Origin of the sequence: Actinomyces mediterranea, from assembly GCF_900155595.1 — a bacterium.
In the GTDB taxonomy this organism is placed as follows: Bacteria; Actinomycetota; Actinomycetes; order Actinomycetales; family Actinomycetaceae; genus Pauljensenia; species Pauljensenia mediterranea.
In genome coordinates, this window is the sequence record NZ_FTPB01000004.1 from 252,580 (window position 1) to 273,047 (window position 20,468).

Annotated in this window: 24 protein-coding genes; 23 read left to right on the top strand and 1 reads right to left on the bottom strand. The window is 65.6% G+C overall.

All coding sequences use genetic code 11. The features are described from left to right. Positions 1–2: 2 nt before the first annotated feature. The 16 genes from BQ7471_RS05135 to BQ7471_RS05210 all read left to right on the top strand — a co-directional run bounded on the left by BQ7471_RS05135 (position 3) and on the right by BQ7471_RS05210 (position 13,863). On the top strand, positions 3–344 hold the full coding sequence (locus BQ7471_RS05135; RefSeq protein ID WP_076464729.1) for a hypothetical protein: 342 nt from the start codon (positions 3–5) through the stop codon (positions 342–344). Positions 345–412: 68 nt separating this feature from the next. Next, positions 413–1,678, top strand: coding sequence for a signal recognition particle-docking protein FtsY (gene ftsY / locus BQ7471_RS05140; protein ID WP_083663274.1), 1,266 nt, complete (start codon positions 413–415; stop codon positions 1,676–1,678). Positions 1,679–1,776: 98 nt separating this feature from the next. Continuing rightward, entirely contained in the window at positions 1,777–3,363 is a 1,587-nt protein-coding gene (gene ffh, locus BQ7471_RS05145; protein WP_076464732.1) for a signal recognition particle protein, read from the top strand. Next, on the top strand, positions 3,360–4,469 hold the full coding sequence (locus BQ7471_RS05150; RefSeq protein ID WP_076464733.1) for an amidohydrolase family protein: 1,110 nt from the start codon (positions 3,360–3,362) through the stop codon (positions 4,467–4,469). The genes ffh and BQ7471_RS05150 overlap by 4 nt, the downstream gene beginning before the upstream one ends. A gap of 201 nt (positions 4,470–4,670) precedes the next feature. Continuing rightward, on the top strand, positions 4,671–5,132 hold the full coding sequence (gene rpsP / locus BQ7471_RS05155; protein WP_076464735.1) for a 30S ribosomal protein S16: 462 nt from the start codon (positions 4,671–4,673) through the stop codon (positions 5,130–5,132). Between the two features lie 2 nt (positions 5,133–5,134). Then, on the top strand, positions 5,135–5,374 hold the full coding sequence (locus tag BQ7471_RS05160) for an RNA-binding protein (protein ID WP_076464736.1): 240 nt from the start codon (positions 5,135–5,137) through the stop codon (positions 5,372–5,374). 122 nt (positions 5,375–5,496) lie between these two features. Then, entirely contained in the window at positions 5,497–6,021 is a 525-nt protein-coding gene (rimM, locus tag BQ7471_RS05165) for a ribosome maturation factor RimM (protein WP_076464738.1), read from the top strand. Beyond that, a complete protein-coding gene (gene trmD, locus BQ7471_RS05170) occupies positions 6,018–7,349 on the top strand; it encodes a tRNA (guanosine(37)-N1)-methyltransferase TrmD (RefSeq protein WP_076464739.1) in 1,332 nt (443 codons plus the stop codon). Before rimM ends, trmD begins: the two co-directional genes overlap by 4 nt. Before the next feature lie 180 nt (positions 7,350–7,529). Beyond that, complete coding sequence (rplS, locus tag BQ7471_RS05175; protein ID WP_076464741.1) at positions 7,530–7,886, top strand: 50S ribosomal protein L19; 357 nt, start codon at positions 7,530–7,532, stop codon at positions 7,884–7,886. Between the two features lie 90 nt (positions 7,887–7,976). Continuing rightward, on the top strand, positions 7,977–8,723 hold the full coding sequence (gene lepB / locus BQ7471_RS05180; protein WP_076466175.1) for a signal peptidase I: 747 nt from the start codon (positions 7,977–7,979) through the stop codon (positions 8,721–8,723). Between the two features lie 62 nt (positions 8,724–8,785). After that, the gene (locus BQ7471_RS05185; protein WP_083663387.1) at positions 8,786–9,379 is read left to right on the top strand and encodes a ribonuclease HII; all 594 of its coding nucleotides are present in this window, start codon (positions 8,786–8,788) and stop codon (positions 9,377–9,379) included. Positions 9,380–9,437: 58 nt separating this feature from the next. Beyond that, positions 9,438–9,737 carry a DUF2469 domain-containing protein gene (locus BQ7471_RS05190; protein ID WP_076464744.1) on the top strand — a complete coding sequence of 100 codons (300 nt, stop codon included), beginning with the start codon at positions 9,438–9,440 and terminating at the stop codon, positions 9,735–9,737. 96 nt (positions 9,738–9,833) lie between these two features. Beyond that, entirely contained in the window at positions 9,834–10,247 is a 414-nt protein-coding gene (locus BQ7471_RS05195; protein WP_076464745.1) for a YraN family protein, read from the top strand. Further along, positions 10,244–11,809, top strand: a complete 1,566-nt coding sequence (locus BQ7471_RS05200; protein WP_083663275.1) for a YifB family Mg chelatase-like AAA ATPase — start codon at positions 10,244–10,246, stop codon at positions 11,807–11,809. Before BQ7471_RS05195 ends, BQ7471_RS05200 begins: the two co-directional genes overlap by 4 nt. Further along, the gene (gene dprA / locus BQ7471_RS05205; RefSeq protein WP_076464748.1) at positions 11,790–12,935 is read left to right on the top strand and encodes a DNA-processing protein DprA; all 1,146 of its coding nucleotides are present in this window, start codon (positions 11,790–11,792) and stop codon (positions 12,933–12,935) included. The genes BQ7471_RS05200 and dprA overlap by 20 nt, the downstream gene beginning before the upstream one ends. A 13-nt stretch (positions 12,936–12,948) precedes the next feature. Next, positions 12,949–13,863 carry a tyrosine recombinase XerC gene (locus BQ7471_RS05210; RefSeq protein ID WP_076464750.1) on the top strand — a complete coding sequence of 305 codons (915 nt, stop codon included), beginning with the start codon at positions 12,949–12,951 and terminating at the stop codon, positions 13,861–13,863. 14 nt (positions 13,864–13,877) lie between these two features. On the opposite strand, the gene BQ7471_RS05215 is transcribed toward BQ7471_RS05210, so the two are convergent. Continuing rightward, positions 13,878–14,375, bottom strand: coding sequence for a murein hydrolase activator EnvC family protein (locus tag BQ7471_RS05215; protein ID WP_076464751.1), 498 nt, complete (start codon positions 14,373–14,375; stop codon positions 13,878–13,880). A gap of 353 nt (positions 14,376–14,728) precedes the next feature. Between BQ7471_RS05215 and rpsB the strand changes: the two genes are divergently transcribed. The 7 genes from rpsB to BQ7471_RS05250 all read left to right on the top strand — a co-directional run bounded on the left by rpsB (position 14,729) and on the right by BQ7471_RS05250 (position 20,467). Next, positions 14,729–15,580: a 30S ribosomal protein S2 gene (gene rpsB / locus BQ7471_RS05220; protein WP_076464753.1), complete on the top strand. Its 852-nt coding sequence runs from the start codon at positions 14,729–14,731 to the stop codon at positions 15,578–15,580. Positions 15,581–15,609: 29 nt separating this feature from the next. Next, positions 15,610–16,437, top strand: a complete 828-nt coding sequence (gene tsf, locus BQ7471_RS05225; protein WP_076464754.1) for a translation elongation factor Ts — start codon at positions 15,610–15,612, stop codon at positions 16,435–16,437. 80 nt (positions 16,438–16,517) lie between these two features. Beyond that, a complete protein-coding gene (pyrH, locus tag BQ7471_RS05230; protein ID WP_076464756.1) occupies positions 16,518–17,234 on the top strand; it encodes a UMP kinase in 717 nt (238 codons plus the stop codon). Positions 17,235–17,251: 17 nt separating this feature from the next. Next, complete coding sequence (frr, locus tag BQ7471_RS05235; protein WP_076464757.1) at positions 17,252–17,809, top strand: ribosome recycling factor; 558 nt, start codon at positions 17,252–17,254, stop codon at positions 17,807–17,809. 5 nt (positions 17,810–17,814) lie between these two features. Continuing rightward, complete coding sequence (locus BQ7471_RS05240; RefSeq protein WP_076466178.1) at positions 17,815–18,705, top strand: phosphatidate cytidylyltransferase; 891 nt, start codon at positions 17,815–17,817, stop codon at positions 18,703–18,705. Further along, on the top strand, positions 18,702–19,919 hold the full coding sequence (rlmN, locus tag BQ7471_RS05245) for a dual-specificity RNA methyltransferase RlmN (RefSeq protein ID WP_076464759.1): 1,218 nt from the start codon (positions 18,702–18,704) through the stop codon (positions 19,917–19,919). Before BQ7471_RS05240 ends, rlmN begins: the two co-directional genes overlap by 4 nt. Further along, positions 19,916–20,467 (top strand): DivIVA domain-containing protein, encoded by a 552-nt coding sequence (locus BQ7471_RS05250; protein WP_076464760.1) that lies wholly within the window; start codon positions 19,916–19,918, stop codon positions 20,465–20,467. Before rlmN ends, BQ7471_RS05250 begins: the two co-directional genes overlap by 4 nt. Position 20,468: the final 1 nt, after the last annotated feature.

A 20,468-nucleotide genomic window follows, 5' to 3' on the forward strand; every position in this document is an offset into this window, starting at 1 on the left:
ACATGGTCGAGGGATTCGCAGTCATGTTCTTCCTACTGATCGTCATCGTCCTCTTGGCGATCGGCGTCATCGTCGTGCTCGCACTCATGCGCAGGCCCGCACAGGCATGGCAGACCCACCTGCGCGAGCAGAACGAGCAACTCACCGCGCCACAGCCGACGGATGGGGAACCCGAGGTCAGCCCCACTGAGGCCTCCCTCGAGACTCTCATGAGTGAAGCCACGACGACCATGTCCGCCTACTTCGATGCGGACCGCCTGCCGGGCGTCGATCGCATTGAAATCGTCACCGACAAGATCGAAGCCCTCCAAGACAAGCGCGCCTCATCATCGGAGAGGCAATGAGGCCGGTGTGACGAGCCGCTCCGGCTCTCGCTGGCATCGCAATGCGTCCATGGGGGATGATGAACCCCATGGACGCATTCGTTTCCCTCTTCTCAGACCCGCTCGTACTGGCGGCATCGATCGTCGTTCTCCTCGCCCTCGTTGCGGCAGTCGTGTGGGCAGTGCACAGGTCGAAGACGCCCTCGGCCCCCACCCCCACGGCCATGCCATCCGCGCCCGTCGAGGCCGCGCCCGACGCTGCGGAAGACCTTGAGCCGACCAGTGCGGGCCCCGCCGACGAGCCCGCCGAATCCATCGAGGAGCCCGAAGAACCAACCGGCGAATCGGTCGAAGAGGCTGAGGCGCCCGCCGGACCCGTCGAAGAAGGCGCCCCCGAAGAACCCTCCCGAGACGTCCCCGAATCACTGCCGTCGCGCATGCGGCGCCTCAGGTCGCGCCTTGCGGGCTCCGGAGCCCTTGGCCGCGCCATTGTCCGAGTCCTGTCGCGCGGCGACCTCGAAGCCGCGGACTGGGAGGAGATCGAGGACTCCCTCCTCATCGCCGACCTCGGACTCGACGCCACCGACACCCTCATGGAGTCGCTGAAGAATCGAGTCGCCATCGAGGGCACACGCGATGGCGCGAAAATCCGTGAGCTCCTTGCTGACGAGCTCCTTGCCCTCGTCGACGAGTCGATGGACCGCTCGCTCCACCTCGACCCCCACGAGGAGAATGGGCGCCGCCTACCGGCGACCGTCCTCATGGTCGGTGTCAACGGTACCGGCAAGACGACCACGGTCGGCAAGCTCGCCCGCGTCCTCGTCGCGCAGGATAAGACTGTCCTGCTCGGCGCGGCGGACACGTTCCGCGCCGCCGCAGCCGATCAGCTGTGCACGTGGGGCGAAAGGGTCGGCGTCGATGTCGTCCGATCCGAGCGCGAGGGCGCGGATCCCGCGTCGGTCGCATTCGACGCTGTGCGCGAGGGCGCTGAGCGCGGCGTTGACGTCGTCCTCGTCGACACCGCCGGCAGGCTCCAGACGAAGTCCACTCTCATGGACGAGCTCGGCAAGGTCAAGCGCGTCATGGAGAAGCAGGCGTCGGTCGATGAGGTTCTCCTCGTCCTCGACGCCACCACTGGCCAGAACGGCCTCAAGCAGGCGGAGGTTTTCGCCGAGGTCGCCGGTGTGACGGGCATCGTACTGACGAAACTCGACGGTTCGGCCAAGGGCGGGATCGTCGTGTCCGTGCAGCGCGCACTCAAAGTCCCCGTGAAGTTCGTCGGCTTGGGCGAAGGCCCCGATGACCTCGCGCCCTTCGACCCCGCTGGTTTCGTCGACGCCATCGTCAACGCCTGATCGCTCCGGGCCGCTCACACAGGGGAGGTCGATCCTGCGATAGGCTGGTGACAGTCCCCAGGGGCGCGCCCCTCATCCACACACCACGGGAGTCCTCAGTGTTCGGGAATCTATCCGATCGGTTGACCCAGTCCTTCAAGCAGCTTCGCAGCCGCGGCGTCCTGACAGAATCCGATGTCGACCAGACGATCTCCGAGATCCGTCGCGCCCTCATTGACGCCGACGTTGCGCTGCCCGTGGTCCGCCAGTTCACGAACGAGGTCCGTGAGAAGGCCTACGGAGCCGCCCGCTCGAAGGCGCTCAATCCCGGCCAGCAGGTCATCCGCATCGTCCACGACGAGCTCGTCGAGATCCTCGGCGGCCAGACCCGTGAACTCCACTTCGCGGACCGCGGACCCACGGTGTTCATGCTCGCGGGCCTCCAAGGCGCCGGTAAGACGACGCTGGCCGGGAAACTCGGCAAGTGGTTGCGCGAAGAGGGCAAGACCGTTCTGCTCGTGGCGTCGGACCTCCAGCGCCCCAATGCTGTCCAACAGCTGCAGGTCGTTGCACAGAGGGCGGGCGTCCAGGTGTGGGCGCCCGAGCCCGGCAATGGTATCGGAGACCCGGTTGCGGTGGCGCGTTCGGGCCTCGCGCGCGCCATCGAGACCGGCACGAATGTGGTCATCGTCGATACCGCCGGGCGCCTCGGCATCGACGAGGAGATGATGACGCAGGCGAGGAACATCCGCGACGCCGTCAACCCCCACGAAGTGATGTTCGTCCTCGACGCCATGGTCGGTCAGGACGCGGTGAGCACCTCAACGGCATTCCGCGACGGAGTCGGCTTCACCGGTGTCGTGTTGTCCAAACTCGACGGCGATGCGCGCGGCGGTGCCGCGCTGTCGGTGCGCGGCGTGACGGGCGCACCCATTCTCTTCGCCTCCACCGGTGAGGGCGTTGACGACTTCGAGCGCTTCCACGCCGACCGGATGGCGGGCCGGATCCTCGACATGGGAGACGTCCTCACACTCATCGAACAGGCCGAAAAGCGTCTCGACGCCGAAGAGGCGGAGAAGATGGCCGCCAAGGTCATGTCCGGTGAACTCACGCTGGCCGACTTCCTCTCCCAACTCCAGCAGGTCAAGAAACTCGGCTCGATGAAGAAGATGCTCGGGATGATTCCGGGGGCTGCGCAGATGCGCGAGCAGATCGAGAACTTCGACGAGCGGGAAGTGGATCGAGTCGAAGCGATCGTCCGCTCCATGACCCCCGCCGAGCGCGAAGACGTGTCCATCCTCAACGGCTCGCGCCGCATGCGCATTGCGAAGGGATCGGGAACGACCGTCGCTGAGGTCAACGGACTCGTCAAACGCTTCGAAGCGGCGAAGACGATGATGGGGCAGATGGGCCAAATGGGCGGCATGCCCGGGATGGGGGCCCTCCCCGGTCAGGGAGGTCGCGCAAAGCAGAAGGCGAACGCCCGCAAGGCACAGTCCGACCGCAGGAAGATGAAGAAGGCCGGCAAATCGGGTAATCCTGCGAAGAGGCGCCAACAGGAACTCGAAGCCCTCCTTCCCCCCGAGCAGCGCAAGGGGACAGCGCCCGGATCCGCCTTTTCAGCCGAGCCCGCCGCCTCTGCGGCACGCCCCACCATGGATGACCTGCCCGACGACATCAAGCGCATGCTCGGCGGCATGAGGTGATCTTCACCGGCCGCCTGTTGTGGGCCGAAGCCCCCGATGCCGACTCGTCATGGGTGGAGGGCGCGTGGCGCATCGACGAGGGGATCATCCGCCGCGCAAACGGAAATGAAACGGCTGATATGTCGGGTTACGCGATCCCGGGCCTCGCCGATTCTCATGCGCATATCGCGATCGGAGCTGACGGCCCGGTCGATCGTGCCCAACAGGAGCGCCACCTGCTGGCACAGCGCCGCACCGGCGTCCTTGCGTTGCGCGACTGCGGATCGCCGCTGGACACATCATGGGCGGATCAGCGCGACGACCTCCCGCGCGTCGTGAGGTCGGGCGCCCATATCGCCCGCCCCATGCGCTACCTGCGAGGACTGCCCGTCGAGGTGGAGGATCCGCGCGACCTCCCGGACGAGGTCGCGCGCCAAGCGGAGGATTCGAATGGGTGGGTGAAACTCGTCGGAGACTGGATCGACCGCTCGAAGGGCGCCGACTCCGACCTCGATCCGCTGTGGCCCGGAGAGGCTCTCACGGATGCGGTCGCAGCGGCTCACGAGGCCGGGGCGCGCGTCGCCGTGCACGCCTTCGGACACGGCGTCATCGACTCGCTCCTCGAGGCGGGAGTCGACGACATCGAACACGGGACGGGGATGGATGAGGATCAGGCGCTCGAGGCCGCACGCCGGGGCATCATCGTGACCCCCACTGCACTGCAGGCGGAACTCTTCTCCGGATTCGCCGCACAGGCCGGGCGCAAGTACCCCGCGTATGCGTCGACGATGATGCGCATGTACGAGGGGCGACGCGAGCATTTCGCAATGCTGCGCGATGCGGGCGTCACCCTCGTCATGGGCACCGACTCGGGAGGCTATCAAGCACACGGGACGATGGGCTCAGAACTCGCCCTGTGGTCGCAGCTCGGAGTGCCCGCCTCTGAGATCATCGATATCGCCACATGGCGCACCCGCCGCGCCCTCGACCTGCCCTCCCTCTTCGAAGGGGCGCCCGCCGATCTCCTCATCTACTGGGAGGATCCCCGGGGCGATGCGTCGCTCATCGCCTCGCCTTCCCGGATCATCCTCGCGGGACGCGAAACAGGCAGCGTCGACGTTTCGTGACCGATTCCACGGGCATCGTCGCGGGATAGTTCACGATGAATTGGGGAGGACTCGTCGTTTCATGGCAGAATGTATGGCTGTACCCGGTCATTCGAGGACCCTCTCGCCTCCCATGGTCGTGTCCCGGAGCAATCGCAGACCCGTGTTCCCACCGGTGATGCCTGCGCTCCACACCGTTGAGAATCAGGAGTGACCACTCAAGTGGCAGTTCGTATCCGTTTGAAGCGCGTGGGCAAGACCCATGCCGCCGCCTACCGCGTCGTCGTCGTCGATTCGCGCAAGAAGCGCGATGGTCGCGTCATTGAGGAACTGGGCATCTACGATCCCCAGCCGAACCCCTCGGTTATCCGTATCGACTCCGAGCGCGCACTGTACTGGCTCGGCGTGGGGGCCCAGCCCTCCGACCCGGTCCGTAACCTTCTCGTGCTGACCGGCGACATCGCCAAGTTCCACGGCAAGAAGGACGCGGTGTCCCGCGTCGAGGTGTCCGAGGCCGACAAGGCTGTGCAGGCCGCTGAGGCGGTGAAGGCCGCTGAGGCTGAGGCCGAGAAGTCCAAGGCGAGCCAGGCAGCGGCCAAGGCCGAGGCGAAGGCCGTTGCTGAGGCGAAGGCTGCTGAAGAAGCCGTCGAACCCGCAGCCGACGGGGCCGACGAGGAAGCCTGATCATGCTCGCAGATGCGCTCGAACACTTGGTCGGCGGCATTGTGGACCACCCGGAGGACGTGTCGGTGACGGCGCGTTCACTCCGCAGGGGACGGCTTCTCGAGGTCCGGGTCAACCCCGATGACCTCGGTCGCGTCATCGGACGCAATGGCCGCACCGCTAGATCGCTGCGCACCGTCATGGGCGCCTTGTCCACGCGGGGTCCGGTTCGCATCGACGTCGTCGACACCGACCGCGAATAAGACCGTGTAGACGGACGCGCAGGGGGCCCGGGCATCCGGGCCCCCTGCGCACGTCACAGCGCCGTATGCGCCAATGCGGCGCCTGTGGTGAAATGGGCGCGACACGTCGAGGAGGCACACGAATGAAGATGACGGCCGGAATCATCGGACCCGCGCATGGCTTGCGAGGCGAAGTGATCGTGGATATCCGATCCGATGATCCGGACGTCTGGAGTCCGGGCAGCGCCATTGAAGCCGATACCCGGCCCCCTCGAGAATTGACCGTGAGCAGAACACGCGTCCACAAAGACAGGGTCTTCGTCTCCTTTTGCGAAGTAACGACGCGTGAAGAGGCGGAGGCGCTTCGCGGCGCCGCCCTGCTTGTTGACGCGCACGATGAGCATGACGCCTGGTACCCGCATCAACTTGATGGATGCATGGCCGTCACCGTCTCGGGAGAAACTCTGGGGACGGTTGTAGGGCTCCGATTCGGCGCCGCACAGGACCTCCTCGTCGTGTCGACCGACCGCGGTAGGGTCCTCGTGCCATTCGTGTACGCCCTCGTCCCTGACGTCGATGTCGACGCCGGCACCGTGACCATCGACGCACCCCCGGGACTTTTCGACGATTCCTACATCGATGCGGACGACCGTGGGGAAGAGCAATGAGGATCGACCTCGTCTCCATATTCCCCGCATACTTCCAGCCTCTTGAACTGTCCCTCCTCGGCAAGGCGCACGACGTCGGCCTCGTTGACGTCCATATTCACGACTTGCGGGACTGGACCCACGACCGCCACCGCACCGTCGACGACACGCCCTACGGCGGCGGCGCCGGAATGGTGATGAAGCCCGATATTTGGGGCGCCGCCCTCGACGAGATCCTTGCAGCTGATATCGGGTTGCAAGGCGAGCGTGTCCTCGCGATCCCCACCCCCTCGGGCGTTCCACTCACCCAGGCGATCGCGGAGGATCTCGCCAGGGAGTCGGACCATCTCGTCATCGCCTGTGGGCGCTACGAGGGCATCGATCAGCGGGTGGCGGACCATTATCGAAACCGCGGCATCCGCGTTCTCGAATATTCCATCGGCGATTACGTCCTCAATGGGGGAGAGGCGGCGGCCCTCGTGCTCGTCGAAGCGGTGAGCCGACTCCTCGACGGTTTCATGGGCAACCCCGACTCCCTCGCGGAAGAATCCCACTCCGACGGGCTCCTCGAGTACCCGGCCTACACCAGGCCCCGCTCCTGGCGCGGCCACGACGTTCCGGACGTGCTGCTCGGGGGCAATCACAAGGAGATCGAGCGCTGGCGGCGCAACCGCTCCCTCGAGCGAACCGCGGCCCGCAGGCCCGACCTCGTCGCCGCCCTGAAGCACGACCGGCTCGATATGGCCGATCGGGAGGCTCTCGTCAGGTGCGGATGGATCCTCACCGACACTGGTGCGAGCCGCATCGATATCCGCCCGGCGAGGATCGACGATGCCCCCGCGCTCGCCGAACTCGCCGCGAGGACCTTCCCCGACGCCTGCCCCGACTGCATCGACCCCGAGGCGATCGCCGCCTTCATCGCTGAAGAACTCAGCGTCGAGGCCTTCACCCGCTATATCGGAGATCCCGCCGGATGCCGCGTGCTCGTCGCCGGAATCGCGGGTCGGCTCGGGGGATACACCCTCACCCTCGTCTCAGGCGCCGACCTGCCCGAGGACATGATCCGCCTGCGCTCGATCGACGAGAACGCAGCGTACCTGTCGAAGTGCTACGCGGACTCGCACTGGCGGGGGAGCGGATTGGCGGGCGCGCTCCTCGAGGCGGCCGTCGAGGACGCTCAGGCGGCCACGGATGCGGCGCAGATCGTCCTGGGAACGCATATCTCCAATACGCGGGCGCAGCGCTTCTACAAGCGGCACGGTTTCAAAAGGGGGGGGCAGCGGCACTTCCAGGTTGGCGGGGTCGACAATGTCGATGTCGTCCTCGTGCGCAAATTCACCGTCGATTGAGCGGACGATCCCCCCAACGGGCTTGGTGGCAGAGCCCGATTATGGGACACTGGGGCGTTGATGCCGCTGGGCGGAACCTGCCGCAGGGGGACGCCGGAGGGCGGCATCGCAGTCAACCCGCAGGCGCTGCCTGCCGAATGAGACGCGACTGACCTGCGGCGGGTGCGTCAAGGAGTAACCATGCAGAAGATGGACGCAGTCGACGCTGCTTCCCTTCGTACTGACATCCCGGCGTTCCGCGCCGGCGACACCGTCAAGGTGCACGTGAAGGTCATCGAGGGCAGCCACTCCCGTATCCAGGTTTTCCAGGGCGTCGTCATCGCCCGCCGCGGACATGGCGTGTCGGAGACATTCACCGTCCGCAAGGTGTCCTTCGGCGTCGGCGTGGAGCGCACCTTCCCGCTGCATGCTCCGACCATCGACCGCATCGAGATTGTCACCAAGGGTGACGTCCGTCGTGCCAAGCTCTACTACTTGCGTAAGCTGCACGGCAAGGCTGCGAAGATCAAGGAGTACCGTTCCAGCAAGGCTGAGTGACACTCCCGGCATGACCGAAGTGAGCCCGGTACCCCAGGCGCCGGGCTCACTTTCAATGAAGGCCCTCTGGAGAGGATGAACGGAGAGACCATGGCCGACTCGGGATCAGCTCCCGCGCATGCGCGATCCATCGGTCCTACGCACCTGCCGTCGAGGCGCGACGGCGAAGCGGACGCACCGCAAGGGCTGTGGGGTTGGTTCAAGGAGCTGGCACTCATCATCGTCATCGCCCTCATCATCTCCTCGCTTCTGCGCGCCTTCATCGTCCAGGTCTTCTGGATCCCCTCCCCGTCGATGCACGACACTCTCGTCGAGAAGGACAAGATCGCGGTATCTAGGATCCACGCTTTGACGGGTGACATCCAACGCGGCGATGTCGTCGTCTTCCACGACGATCTCGGGTGGCTCTCCTCCTCTGCGACCCAATCGTCGAACCCCCTTGCCAAAGCCGGGGAATTCCTCGGCGTCGTCCCGGCGGGCGGTGAACAGACCCTCGTCAAGCGCGTCATCGGCGTCGGCGGCGACCGCGTCGAATGCTGCACCGCAGACGGGCGCCTGACGGTCAACGACACCCCAATCACAGAGACCTATCTCGCGGCGGGACAGGTGCCCTCCACCATCTCCTTCTCCGCCACCGTCCCCGAGGGCTTCTTGTGGGTGATGGGCGACAATCGCGGGAATTCCGCGGACTCGCGTTACCACATGGGAGAGGGAGAGACCCCCTATGTGTCCGTCGATTCCGTCGTCGGAACGGTGGCGGCGGTGATCCTCCCCGTCAACAGATTCCGGTTCGGCATATCCGCGCCCGACGTATTCGCATCGGTTCCGAACCCGTGACACCGGTCGCGACTCGGGAGAGGGAACTCGAACTGGTGCGCACCCACGGCATCGTCGCCGGCATGGACGAGGTGGGGCGCGGCGCCCTCGCCGGCCCCGTCGCAGTCGGCGTATGCATAGTTTCGGGCGGCGAGGGCGACCCTCCTCAAGGCCTCACCGATTCGAAAGCCCTGACTGTGAAGAAGCGAGAGGCCCTGTATCCGCTGGTCGAGCAGTGGGGCATGGACTGTACGGTCGGCTATTCGAGCGCGGAGGAAATCGACCGCTGGGGGATCACCGCGGCCCTGCGGCTGGCGGGCATGCGTGCCCTGGGGAGCGTGATTGAGCGGGGGATCCGTCCCGGCGTCGTCCTCCTCGACGGAACGTACGACTGGCTCACCCCTCCTGACGACCTCTTCGCCGCCTTCGACGGCCCCGAGGCTCCCCAGATCCCCGCATTAGAAGTCGTCACCCAGGTGAAGGCGGACGCCTCCTGCTCGGTAGTCGCGGCAGCATCAGTGCGGGCGAAAGTGGAGCGCGATGCCTTCATGGCATCGCTCAACGACCCGGGCTACGGATGGGCGTCGAATAAGGGATACTCGTCACCCGCCCATATCGACGCCCTGCACCGACTCGGCCCGAGTCGGTGGCACAGGCGCTCGTGGCGCCTGCCCTAGCAGTGGCGCGCCGCGCCGAGCGCATGCCGAAATCCGTGCGACCGTGCATGATGTCCCTGTGAGTGACGATATCGAAAGCTACGAGAACACACTGGAGTTGGAGCTGTTCCGCGAGTACCGGGATGTCATCGGGCTCTTCACGTACGTTGTGGAGACCGAGAGGCGTTTCTACCTGTGTAATCAAGTCGATGTGCAGGCCAGACCCGTCGGCGGTGATGTCTTCTTCGAGTTGACGCTGACGGATGCATGGGTGTGGGACATCTACCGCTCCTCGCGCTTCGTCAGGTCCGTGCGCGTCATCACCTACAAGGACGTCAACGTCGAGGAGCTGTCCAAGCCGGAACTCAATATTCCCTGACGCGCGTCGTCCACAGTCGCTAGCGCCCCCGTGATCCATCCACAGATCACGGGGGAGGCACTGTTGCACGGGGACGACAACAGCGACCCTGGGGCCATGCACGCAACACGTCACCGCGCAATGCTCGGTCGCTCCGGCGAATATACTGCCGCCCGCATCCTGGAAGAACACGGGTTGCGCATCATCGATCAGAACTGGCGCAATGGCAGACACGGTGAGATCGATCTGGTCGCGACCGATGGGTGCACCGCCATCATCGTCGAAGTGAGGACCCGCACCGGCGTCTTCCACGGAACACCCCTCGAATCCATCGACCCCGTCAAGGTCGCGAAGCTGCGTCGACTCGCGGGCGCATGGTGCGCGGCACACCCGCTCGGCTTGCGGCCGCGACTCGATGCCATCACGATCCTCGCGCCCGCCAGGGTGCGAGAGCCACTCGCCCGGGCCGCTGATCCCCTGGACCTGCGCACGATGGGAGCGAGCGTCGACTGGACGAAGGCGATCTCATGACGCAATCGCGCCTGGCGGCCACATCAGGCATCGCCCTCGTCGGATTGGACGGGCACATCGTCACGGTGGAGACCCATGTCGGACGCGGCCTCGTATCCCTTACCCTCGTCGGACTGCCCGACGCATCGCTGCGAGAATCGAAGGACCGGGTGCGTTCCGCCGTCCAGGCATGCGGCCTCGAGGTCCTCGACTCTCGCATCACCGTCAACCTGTCACCCGCAGGACTGCCGAAATCAGGTTCGGGCTTCGATCTCGCCATCGCACTGTCCCTGCTCGTCGCATCCGGGGCTATCCCCGCTCAGCCCCTCGAGGCGACAGTCCTCATCTCCGAACTCGGGCTCGACGGCGGATTACGCGCCGTGCGCGGAGTACTGCCTGCAGTCGCAGCTGCGAGAAGGCTCGGCATGCGCCGAGCGATCGTCGCCTCCGCGAGCGAGGACGAGGCGCGCCTCGTCACCGGGATTGACGTCCTCGGCTTCGACCACCTCGCCGATGTCGTCGAATGGGCGGGCGGACGCGCCCGGCGCCCGGCGCCTCTGATGGCTCAGTCCCCGCCGCATTCCGAGAAGGCGCCTGTCGGTGCAGCCCCGCACTACGCTCACGACCTCGCCGACGTGCGCGGCCAGAGGGAGGCGATCGAGGCACTCGAAGTGGCGGCAGCTGGCGGCCACCACCTGTTCCTCATCGGTGAACCCGGATCGGGCAAGACGATGCTCGCCTCCCGGATGCCGACGATCCTACCGCCCCTGGATGACGAGACCGCGCTGACTGCCAGCGCCCTTCACTCAATCGCGGGGATGCTGCCCGACAAGGGCGGCCTGCTGCGCACCCCGCCCTTCCAGGCGCCGCACCACTCGATTACCGCGCCCGCGCTCATCGGGGGAGGCAATGGCATTGCGACTCCGGGGGCCGTGTCTCTCGCACACGGCGGAGTGCTCTTCCTCGACGAGGCCGCCGAGTTCTCACCGAGCGTTCTCGACTCCTTGCGCCAGCCCCTTGAAGAGGGGTGGATATACATCCACCGCTCCCGCGCGCACGCTGCCTATCCCGCCCGCTTCCAACTCCTCCTCGCATCGAATCCATGTCCGTGCGGGGCGATGGGCGGATATGCGGCATGTCGCTGCTCGTCGATTCAGAAGAGGCGCTACATGTCCCGCCTATCGGGCCCCCTCCTCGATCGCATCGACATCACCGTCGCCGTGAAGACCCCCAGTCGCGCATTGACGCGCTCGGAAGCGACCATCACCTCTGCGCAGGTCCGCGACAGGGTTGCAGAGGCTCGGGCCCGTCAGTGCCGCCGCCTCTCCGGAAGTGGGTGGACGCTCAACGCCGAACTCCCTGGACCGTGGATCCGCGCGCAGTCCGGAATCGATGCGGGACTCGTCGAAAGAATCGACTCCGCAGTGGAGGCGCATGTCCTCACCATGCGCGGAGCCGACAGAGTCCTGCGACTCATGTGGACCCTCGCCGACCTCGCCGGTCGGGCCGCTCCCGACGGTGAGGACCTCGCGCGAGCACTCGCCCTGCGAACAGGAGGACCCCATGCTCAGATCGGCGCGTAACGCCCGCGAGGCTGCGATGTGGTGGGCGGCGGTGATCGAGCCTGAAGACGTCCACCAGGTCGCGATCCGAGAAGCACTGGGTGACGACGAGGCGTGCCGGTGGGCACTCGCACCATCGCCCGGCCCGCTGCCCGATTCCTTGGGCGGTCGCGAGCGCGGATGGGATGCCGCGTGGGAGCGCTGGCATCCGCGCGCCACAGCCGTCGACATCGATGAACTCATCGCCCTCACCGAGCAGATCGGAGCCCGCTTCATCATTCCCGCCGATCCCGAGTGGCCCGATGAATTGCGCCTGCTCGCAGCCCACGAGCCGGTGGGACTGTGGCTCCTCGGGACCATGCCCACCCGCCGGGGCATCTCCCTCGTCGGAGCACGGGCGTGCACCCCGTCGGGTGCGAGGATCGCTTTCGACATGGGTGCCGAACTTGCCCAATCGGGAGTCCCCATCATCTCGGGCGGAGCCTTCGGCATCGATATCGCCGCCCATCGGGGCGCACTCGCGGCGGGAGGGAGCACTCTTGCCATCATGGCGGGAGGACTCGCCCACCTGTATCCGGCCAGTCATGACGAGGAGTTCCACAGGATCATCGAGGCCGGGGGAGCACTCATCTCAGAATTACCGCCGTTGTGGAGGCCAGCGAAATGGCGCTTCCTCGGGCGCAACCGAATCATTGCAGCACTGGGCCATGCGAGCATCGTCGTTGAGGCGGGCATGAGATCCGGAGCCCTGGCGACGGCCAGACGCGCCTTCGACGTATCCCGACCGGTCGGAGCAGTCCCCGGGCCCGTCCACTCGGCGGCATCAGCGGGATGCCACGACCTCATCCGCAATGGGGCCACACTGATCCGAGACAGTCGTGACGCATTCGAACTGATCCGCAGTGGGTTCATCCCCGATGAGGAGACGCTCTTCGGCGCGCCCCATGAGGAGGACACCGGCGTCGCGGCCCTCGATCCTCTCATGCGACGAGTATGGGAGGCGATGCCCAAGTCCAGGGGGACGGGCCTGGACCGCATCACTCGTGCATCCGGGATGGGCCGACGCGACTGCCTCATCGCCCTGGGGCAGCTCGAACTGCTCGGACACGTCAGAGCGGACCCTGACGGATGGAGGCGGGCGCACTGACTACGATGAGGCCATGTCTCAACGCGCGCCACTTGCCGAGTGGGTGAACTCGCTCCGGCACCTCAGAAGGCTGTCCGATCACACCGTGCGCGCCTACCGCGCAGATGTGCGCTCCTGTTTCGCCTTCCTCGAACTCGATGACGATGCCGAGGCCGCCCGGATCCGCACAGCGCTGACGACCAGGCGCATCAGGCTGTGGCTCGGACACCAGGCGAATAATGGGGCGTCGCGATCCACACTGTCACGCCGCACCGCGTCCATCCGGAGTTTTTGCGCATGGGCGCTCGAACATGGGGTCCTTGCGCACGATCCCGCACTCACCCTCGTTTCAGCGCATGCGGACCAGCGTCTGCCGCGTGTGCTGGCTGCGGATGATGCCGAGACCCTCATGGAATACGCGAGGGCATCGTGCACGCCGGACTCGCCGGTCACGATCCGCGACTGGGCGATCCTAGAGACGATCTACGCAACGGGAATCCGAGTATCGGAATTATGCGGGCTCGATCTGGACTCGGTGGACCACTCGGCGATGACGCTGCGCGTCCTCGGCAAGGGCGATAAAGAACGGGTCGTGCCATTTACCCGCATCTGCGGTCAGGCGATCAACCAATGGGCGGAGATCGGACGCCCTGCCTTCATCTCCGACCCGGGACTGCGCGCGCTCTTCCTGGGGGAGAAGGGCGCCAGGATCGACCCGAAGATCGTGCGATCAATGATCCACCGGATGACTGCGCGCGCCGGAGTCCCTGATATGGCGCCCCACGCGCTGCGTCACACCGCAGCGACGCACATGCTCCTGGGAGGCGCGGATCTGCGCAGCGTCCAGGAAATGCTCGGACACGCATCCTTGCAGACGACTCAGCGCTACACCCACGTGGATGCGCGCAGACTTTCCGCGGTCTACCTCCAGGCCCATCCGAGGGCGTAACGCGGCTGCATGCCTCACACGCTGTCCCAGGGTTTGAGGACGGTCCGCCCGATGAGCATCCGAAGAGGGTCGACATAGTCCGCCCGGCTTCGCTTGACCCCCCAGTGGAGAGAGCCGGGGGAGTGGCCCTCAACGACGATGCCGATCGGGTCTCCCTCGGCGAGGGTATCGCCGACGCGGACGAGGGGCTCGACGGGTTCGAATGCCGAGCGGAGGGAGCCGTGGTCAATGGCGACGACTCCCCGGTCGACGATCTGTCCCGCTACGACCACCCGACCGTCTGCGGGTGCGCGCACGATCGTTCCGGTATCGACATCGAGGTCGACGCCGCGATGCCCGGGCATCCAGTCGCGGATGGGGGGATCGAAGGGGCGGGCGACGGCGACTGGATACTCCGTCGGCCACGACCATCTGCGCTGCGTTGACGAGTCGCCCAACGCGGGCTCGGCACCCGTAAGCGCTAGGACGGTGAGGGCTGGTACGAGGATTATAAGCAGACGGGGGAGGGCCATGGGGTCAAGCGTGCTCCAACGGTGCTCGGAGCGCCTCCTCCTATGAGCCGGGCTGTGGACGGGACGGGTGCGGGGCGCGGGCTGTGGACGGGACGGGCGATGAGGGTCACAGCCGTGGCTTTTCGGCTGCGTTTATCCGATGGTCTAAACTACTTGTGCGCATGCTGTGCATGTGACTTCGCGTGCCATTTCGCGTCGGGCGCCGACCCGGGCGGGCGCGATTGCCACGGTCCCTGCGGGGAGGCGATCGGTCATGGCACTAGGGCTCACCCGGAACCGCCGGGACTGAGCATGAACCGAAACCGGGGGCGCCGCCCCCCAGATCCCGCCTCGAGCGGGGGAAGGACGATGTAATGGCAGTCGTCACTATGCGTCAACTCCTCGAGTCCGGTGTGCATTTCGGCCACCAGACCCGCCGTTGGAACCCGAAGATGAAGCGCTTCATCCTCACTGAGCGCAATGGCATTTACATCATCGATCTCCAGCAGACCATCGCCGATATCGATATCGCTTACGACTTCGTGAAGCAGACCGTCGCCCACGGCGGCTCCATCCTCTTCGTCGGAACGAAGAAGCAGGCTCAGGAAGCGGTTGCCGAACAGGCACTGCGAGTCGGAATGCCCTACGTCAACCACCGTTGGCTCGGCGGTATGCTCACCAACTTCTCGACCGTCGCCAAGCGCCTCCAACGCCTCAAGGAGCTCGAACAGGTCGACTTCACCGATGTCGCCGCCTCCGGCCACACCAAAAAGGAACTGCTCATGATGAGTCGCGAGAAGGACAAGCTCTCGCGCACTCTCGGCGGCATCCGCGACATGGCCAAGGTCCCCTCCGCACTGTGGGTCGTCGACCCGAAGAAGGAGCACCTCGCGGTCTCCGAGGCCCGCAAGCTCAACATTCCGATCGTTGCGATCCTCGACACGAATGCCGACCCGGATGAGGTCGACTACCGCATCCCGGGCAATGACGACGCCATCCGCGCAGTCGCGCTGCTCACCCGCGTCATGGCCGACGCCGTTGCCGACGGCTTGCTCGCCCGCTCCGAGACTCGCAAATCCCAGGATTCCTCCGAGACCGTCGCCGAGCCCCTGGCCGAGTGGGAGCGCGAACTCCTCGAGGGCGAGACCCCTGCGGCTGAGGCTGCCCCCGCGGCTGAAGAGGCCGCAGAAGCGCCCGCCGCTGAAGAAGCACCCGCACAGGACTGACCACAACACCCCAGAGAGGAAAGACATCAATGGCGAATTTCACCGCTGCTGACGTCAAGGCGCTGCGCGAGCAGACCGGCGCCGGAATGATGGACGTGAAGAAGGCTCTCACTGAGGCCGACGGCGACGTTGAGAAGGCCCTCGAGATCATCCGTCTCAAGGGCTTGAAGTCTCTGTCCAAGCGCGAGGGCCGCCAGGCGTCTGCCGGTCTCATCGCCGCTCAATGCGAGAACGGCGTGGGCGTTCTCGTCGAGGTGAACTCCGAGACCGACTTCGTGGCCAAGAACCAGAAGTTCATCGACTTCGCCAACGAGGTCCTCGCCTCCGCGGTCGCTTCCAAGGCTGCGGACGTCGAGTCCCTCCTCGCGGCCCCCATGGGCGATGAGACGGTTCAGGACAAGCTCAACGGCATGGCCGCGATCATCGGCGAGAAGCTTGAGATCCGCCGCGTTGTCCGCGTTGAGGGCGAGAACGTCGATCTCTACCTGCATCAGACCAGCCCCGATCTGCCCCCGCAGGTCGGCGTGTTCGTCGTGACCGACGCCGCCGGGGCAGAGGTCGCGCACGATATCGCGATGCACGTCGCCGCCTACATGCCGACGTACCTCGATCGTGATCACGTCCCCGCCGACGTCCTCGACAAGGAGCGCGCAACGCTCGAGAAGATCACCCTCGAAGAGGGCAAGCCCGAGCACATCGTTCCGAAGATCGTCGCCGGGCGCCTCGAGGCTTATTACAAGGACAACTGCCTTGTCGACCAGGCCTTTGCGCGCGATCCGCAGAAGACCGTCGGCCAGGTGCTCGCATCCGCGGGTGCGACGGTGACCGAATTCGTTCGCGTCCACGTCGGAGCCTGAGCCCGGTGATGGCCCCGCCCGCCTGGGCGGGGCCATCACACTGTCCGCCCCATTCCACGCCTCCATAGGAGATCCTCCCAATGACTCAACCACGTCGTGTTCTTCTCAAACTTTCCGGAGAAGCCTTCGGAGGCGGCTCCGTCGGCCTCGACCCGACCGTCGTGCGCGACATCGCGCAGCAGATCGCCACCGCAGTGAACGGGGGAGTTCAGGTCGCCGTCGTCGTCGGCGGCGGTAACTTCTTCCGCGGCGCGCAACTCGCCTCGGCGGGCATGGACCGCTCTCGCGCCGACTACATGGGCATGCTCGGCACTGTCATGAACGCGCTCGCCCTGCAAGACTTCATCGAGCAGTCGTGCGTTGCAGCGCGCGTTCAGTCCGCGATCACCATGACGCAGGTCGCCGAGCCGTACATCCCGCTGCGGGCCATCCGCCACCTCGACAAGGGGCGCGTCGTCATCTTCGGCGCCGGCGCTGGAATGCCCTTCTTCTCCACCGACACCGTGTCCGCCCAGCGCGCTCTCGAGACTCACTGCGATGAACTTCTCGTCGCCAAGAACGGCGTGGACGGCGTGTACGATTCCGACCCGCGGACGAATCCCGAGGCGAAGCGCCTCGACTTCGTCACCTACTCCGATGCGCTCGCACGCGAACTCAAGGTCGTCGATGCGACGGCGCTGGCCCTGTGCCGCGATAATGGACTCACCACGCGAATCTTCGGAATGTCGGAGCCCGGCAATGTGACCGCTGCACTCATGGGCGAGAGAATCGGTACTCTTGTCACGACAGAAGACTGACCAGTAAAGGAGCTTCAGTGATAGACGAGATTCTCCTCGAAGCAGAGGACAAGATGGATCGCGCAGTGGATTCTGCGCGAAACGAATTCGCCAATATCCGCACCGGTCGCGTGAACTCTGCGATGTTCAACCAGCTTCTCGTGGACTACTACGGGGCGCCGACTCCGATGCAGCAACTCGCCTCCTTCCAGATCCCTGAAGCGCGCACAGTCCTCATCTCGCCCTTCGACCGAACGGCGACCGCTGAGATCCTGCGGACTCTGCGCGAATCAGACCTGGGCGTCAACCCCACCGACGACGGAAACGTCATCCGTGTCGTCCTGCCCGCCCTCACCGAGGAGCGTCGCCGCGACTACGTCAAGCAGGCAAAGACGAAGGCCGAAGAGGGGCGCGTCTCGGTTCGCAGCATTCGCCGCAAGGCGAAGGAGAGCCTCGATCGTCTCAAGAAGGACGGCGAGGTCGGCGAGGACGAGGTCGATCGCGCAGAGAAGTCTCTAGAATCGGTGACGAAGAGCCACGTCGACCAGATCGACAAGATGCTCGCAACGAAGGAAAGCGAACTGCTGACCCTGTGACGACGATGGATTCCTCCTCTCAGCGCTTGCGCAGGGTCTTCCATCCGGGTCCGACCCGCGAGGGGGAGCCCCTCGCCGCGACGGGGCGTGCGGGGCGCAATCTTCCCGCTGCGGTGGCGACGGCGGTGGTCCTCGTGGTTGGCGTCGGCCTCCCGCTCTTCTTCTACAGGCCCGCCTTCGTGGCGGTCGTCATCATCCTCATGTGGGGTGCCCTGTGGGAGCTCGCCGGAGCCTTCGCCAGGCTCGGCTCCCGTCTCACTCTCGCTCCGCTCTACGTCGGAGCGGCGGGCATGGCGACATGCGCGTGGACTCTCGGTCCCGAAGCGCTTCTCTTCGCGCTCTACGCGACCGTGTTCGCTGCGATCTCGTGGAAGATCCTCGATGCGGAACCCAAGGGGCGGGTACACGATGTCGTGGCTTCGGTCTTCGCGGCGCTCTACGTGCCCTTCCTCGGTTCCTTCATCGTTCTCATCGCTCACGACTTCGCTTCGCCATGGGTCCTTCTTACCTATATCGCTCTCGTCGTCGCTTCCGACACCGGCGGCTGGGCGGCGGGAGTCCTCTTCGGGAAGCATCCGATGGCGCCGCGACTGTCGCCGAAGAAGTCATGGGAGGGCTTTTCGGGTTCCCTCATCGCAGCCCTGACAGTGGGCGTTGGAGCATTCATGCTTCTCGACACCCACTGGGCGTGGGGACTGGTCGCAGGCATCGGCACATGCATTGTCGGCACGCTCGGAGATTTGACGGAGTCGCTCATCAAGCGTGAAGCGGGTCTCAAAGACATGTCTCAGATCTTGCCCGGGCATGGGGGACTCCTCGACCGCGTCGACGCCCTCGTCATGGTGGCGCCCCTCATGTACATGATCTTCTCGTGGTCAGTGAGTGGGGGAAGATGAGCAACACGCATGACAAGCGCGAGGTCCGACCGACGGACCAGCCGCCCGAGGGCGCTGCCTCGCCGGACGCCGTACCGGTCCTGTCCTTCGCGCCCAAGCGCAAGGGTAAGCCCCTCGCCCACCTCGCCGATCTCGATGCGGCGGGGCGCAAGCAGGTGCTGCGCGACGCGGGGTTCTCCGCATTCCGCGCCGATCAGCTCTCCCGTCATTACTTCGAGCGCTTCACGGCGGATCCATCGCAGATGAGCAATATTCCCCGGGCGATGCACGACCAGATCCGCACGGCGCTGCTTCCCGACCTCGTCGAGGAGGTCGTCGCCCAGCGCGCCGACGGCGGACTGACGATCAAACACCTGTGGCAACTCTTCGACGGCGCGCGCGTCGAGTCGGTCCTCATGCGTTATCCGGAGCGGACGACGTTGTGCATCTCATCCCAGGCGGGGTGCGGCATGGCGTGTCCCTTCTGCGCGACCGGTCAGATGGGTCTCACGCGCAACCTGTCGACCGCTGAGATCGTTGACCAGGTCCGTCACGCGCAGGCCGCATGTCGTGACGGTGCCCTCAACGGCCCCACCCGCCTGTCGAATGTCGTCTTCATGGGCATGGGCGAGCCGTTGGCGAACTACCGGGCGGTCGTCAATGCGCTGCACCGCATCATCGATCCCCCGCCCGAAGGTTTCGGGCTATCCGCCCGCAATGTCACCGTGTCAACGGTCGGCCTGGTTCCGGCGATCGACAAGCTCGCCGCTGAGGGGCTCCCGGTGACTCTCGCCGTGTCGCTCCATGCGCCCGATGATGATCTTCGCGACGAACTGATCCCGATCAACTCGCGATGGAAGGTGGGTGCACTCCTCGATGCTGCGCGGCGCTACTTCGTGGCGACGGGCAGGCGCGTGTCGATCGAATACGCGCTCATCAAGGACATGAACGATCAGGAGTACCGCGCCCGCATGCTCGCCGACGAACTCAATAGGCGCGGGCACGGGTGGGCGCATGTCAATCCGATTCCGCTCAATCCGACGCCCGGAACGATATGGACTGCCTCCACACGGCGCGCACAAGATGTTTTTGTCGCGACGCTGCGCAACAATGGATTATCGACAACTATCCGCGATACTCGCGGATCCGACATCGATGGAGCCTGTGGTCAGCTGGCCACGGTCGTCCGCGATGGACATGCCACAACGACAACTTTGACGCAGGAGACTCGATGAGTGACGCTTTCCCGAAGGTGGGCTTCTTCAAGCACGGCTACACCCCGGACCGTGTCGACACCTTCTTCGACGATGCCCGTCGCGCCTACGAGGGGGGCGTTCCGGCTGAACAGTTCTCAGCTCAGCAAGTGCGTCAGGCGACTTTCCCGCTCAAACGGGGCGGCTACCGCATCGACGCCGTCGACGCTGCGATGAACAGGCTCGAAGCGGCATTCGTGCAGCGCGATCGCGCCGATCACGTCGCAGTCAATGGCGAGGCCGCGTGGCTCGAGCGAGTCGCGGATCGTGCGACCACGCTCTATGACCGCCTCCTGCGTCCCCGAGGTAGTCGATTCGCCCACCCCGACTCCGGACGCGGCTACGAAGCGACGGCCGTCGACGACCTCCTCGACCGTCTCGCCGCATACTTCGACGAGGGCAGCCCCCTGCGCGTCGATGACGTGCGGCTCGCCATCTTCAAACCCGCCCGCGGGAAGAAGGCCTACGCCGAGGGGCCCGTCGACGCCTACCTGGGTCGCGCCGTCGAGATCCTCCTCGCAGTCGAGTGAG

Coding starts and splice junctions, on each gene's coding strand:
- BQ7471_RS05135 (WP_076464729.1), top strand. CDS start 3: ATGGTCGAGGGATTCGCAGTCATGTTCTTCCTACTGATCGTCATCGTC.
- ftsY (WP_083663274.1), top strand. CDS start 413: ATGGACGCATTCGTTTCCCTCTTCTCAGACCCGCTCGTACTGGCGGCA.
- BQ7471_RS05160 (WP_076464736.1), top strand. CDS start 5,135: ATGCTCGCAGATGCGCTCGAACACTTGGTCGGCGGCATTGTGGACCAC.
- rimM (WP_076464738.1), top strand. CDS start 5,497: ATGAAGATGACGGCCGGAATCATCGGACCCGCGCATGGCTTGCGAGGC.
- trmD (WP_076464739.1), top strand. CDS start 6,018: ATGAGGATCGACCTCGTCTCCATATTCCCCGCATACTTCCAGCCTCTT.
- rplS (WP_076464741.1), top strand. CDS start 7,530: ATGCAGAAGATGGACGCAGTCGACGCTGCTTCCCTTCGTACTGACATC.
- lepB (WP_076466175.1), top strand. CDS start 7,977: ATGGCCGACTCGGGATCAGCTCCCGCGCATGCGCGATCCATCGGTCCT.
- BQ7471_RS05185 (WP_083663387.1), top strand. CDS start 8,786: ATGGACGAGGTGGGGCGCGGCGCCCTCGCCGGCCCCGTCGCAGTCGGC.
- BQ7471_RS05195 (WP_076464745.1), top strand. CDS start 9,834: ATGCACGCAACACGTCACCGCGCAATGCTCGGTCGCTCCGGCGAATAT.
- BQ7471_RS05200 (WP_083663275.1), top strand. CDS start 10,244: ATGACGCAATCGCGCCTGGCGGCCACATCAGGCATCGCCCTCGTCGGA.
- dprA (WP_076464748.1), top strand. CDS start 11,790: ATGCTCAGATCGGCGCGTAACGCCCGCGAGGCTGCGATGTGGTGGGCG.
- BQ7471_RS05210 (WP_076464750.1), top strand. CDS start 12,949: ATGTCTCAACGCGCGCCACTTGCCGAGTGGGTGAACTCGCTCCGGCAC.
- BQ7471_RS05215 (WP_076464751.1), bottom strand. CDS start 14,375: ATGGCCCTCCCCCGTCTGCTTATAATCCTCGTACCAGCCCTCACCGTC.
- rpsB (WP_076464753.1), top strand. CDS start 14,729: ATGGCAGTCGTCACTATGCGTCAACTCCTCGAGTCCGGTGTGCATTTC.
- tsf (WP_076464754.1), top strand. CDS start 15,610: ATGGCGAATTTCACCGCTGCTGACGTCAAGGCGCTGCGCGAGCAGACC.
- pyrH (WP_076464756.1), top strand. CDS start 16,518: ATGACTCAACCACGTCGTGTTCTTCTCAAACTTTCCGGAGAAGCCTTC.
- BQ7471_RS05240 (WP_076466178.1), top strand. CDS start 17,815: ATGGATTCCTCCTCTCAGCGCTTGCGCAGGGTCTTCCATCCGGGTCCG.
- rlmN (WP_076464759.1), top strand. CDS start 18,702: ATGAGCAACACGCATGACAAGCGCGAGGTCCGACCGACGGACCAGCCG.
- BQ7471_RS05250 (WP_076464760.1), top strand. CDS start 19,916: ATGAGTGACGCTTTCCCGAAGGTGGGCTTCTTCAAGCACGGCTACACC.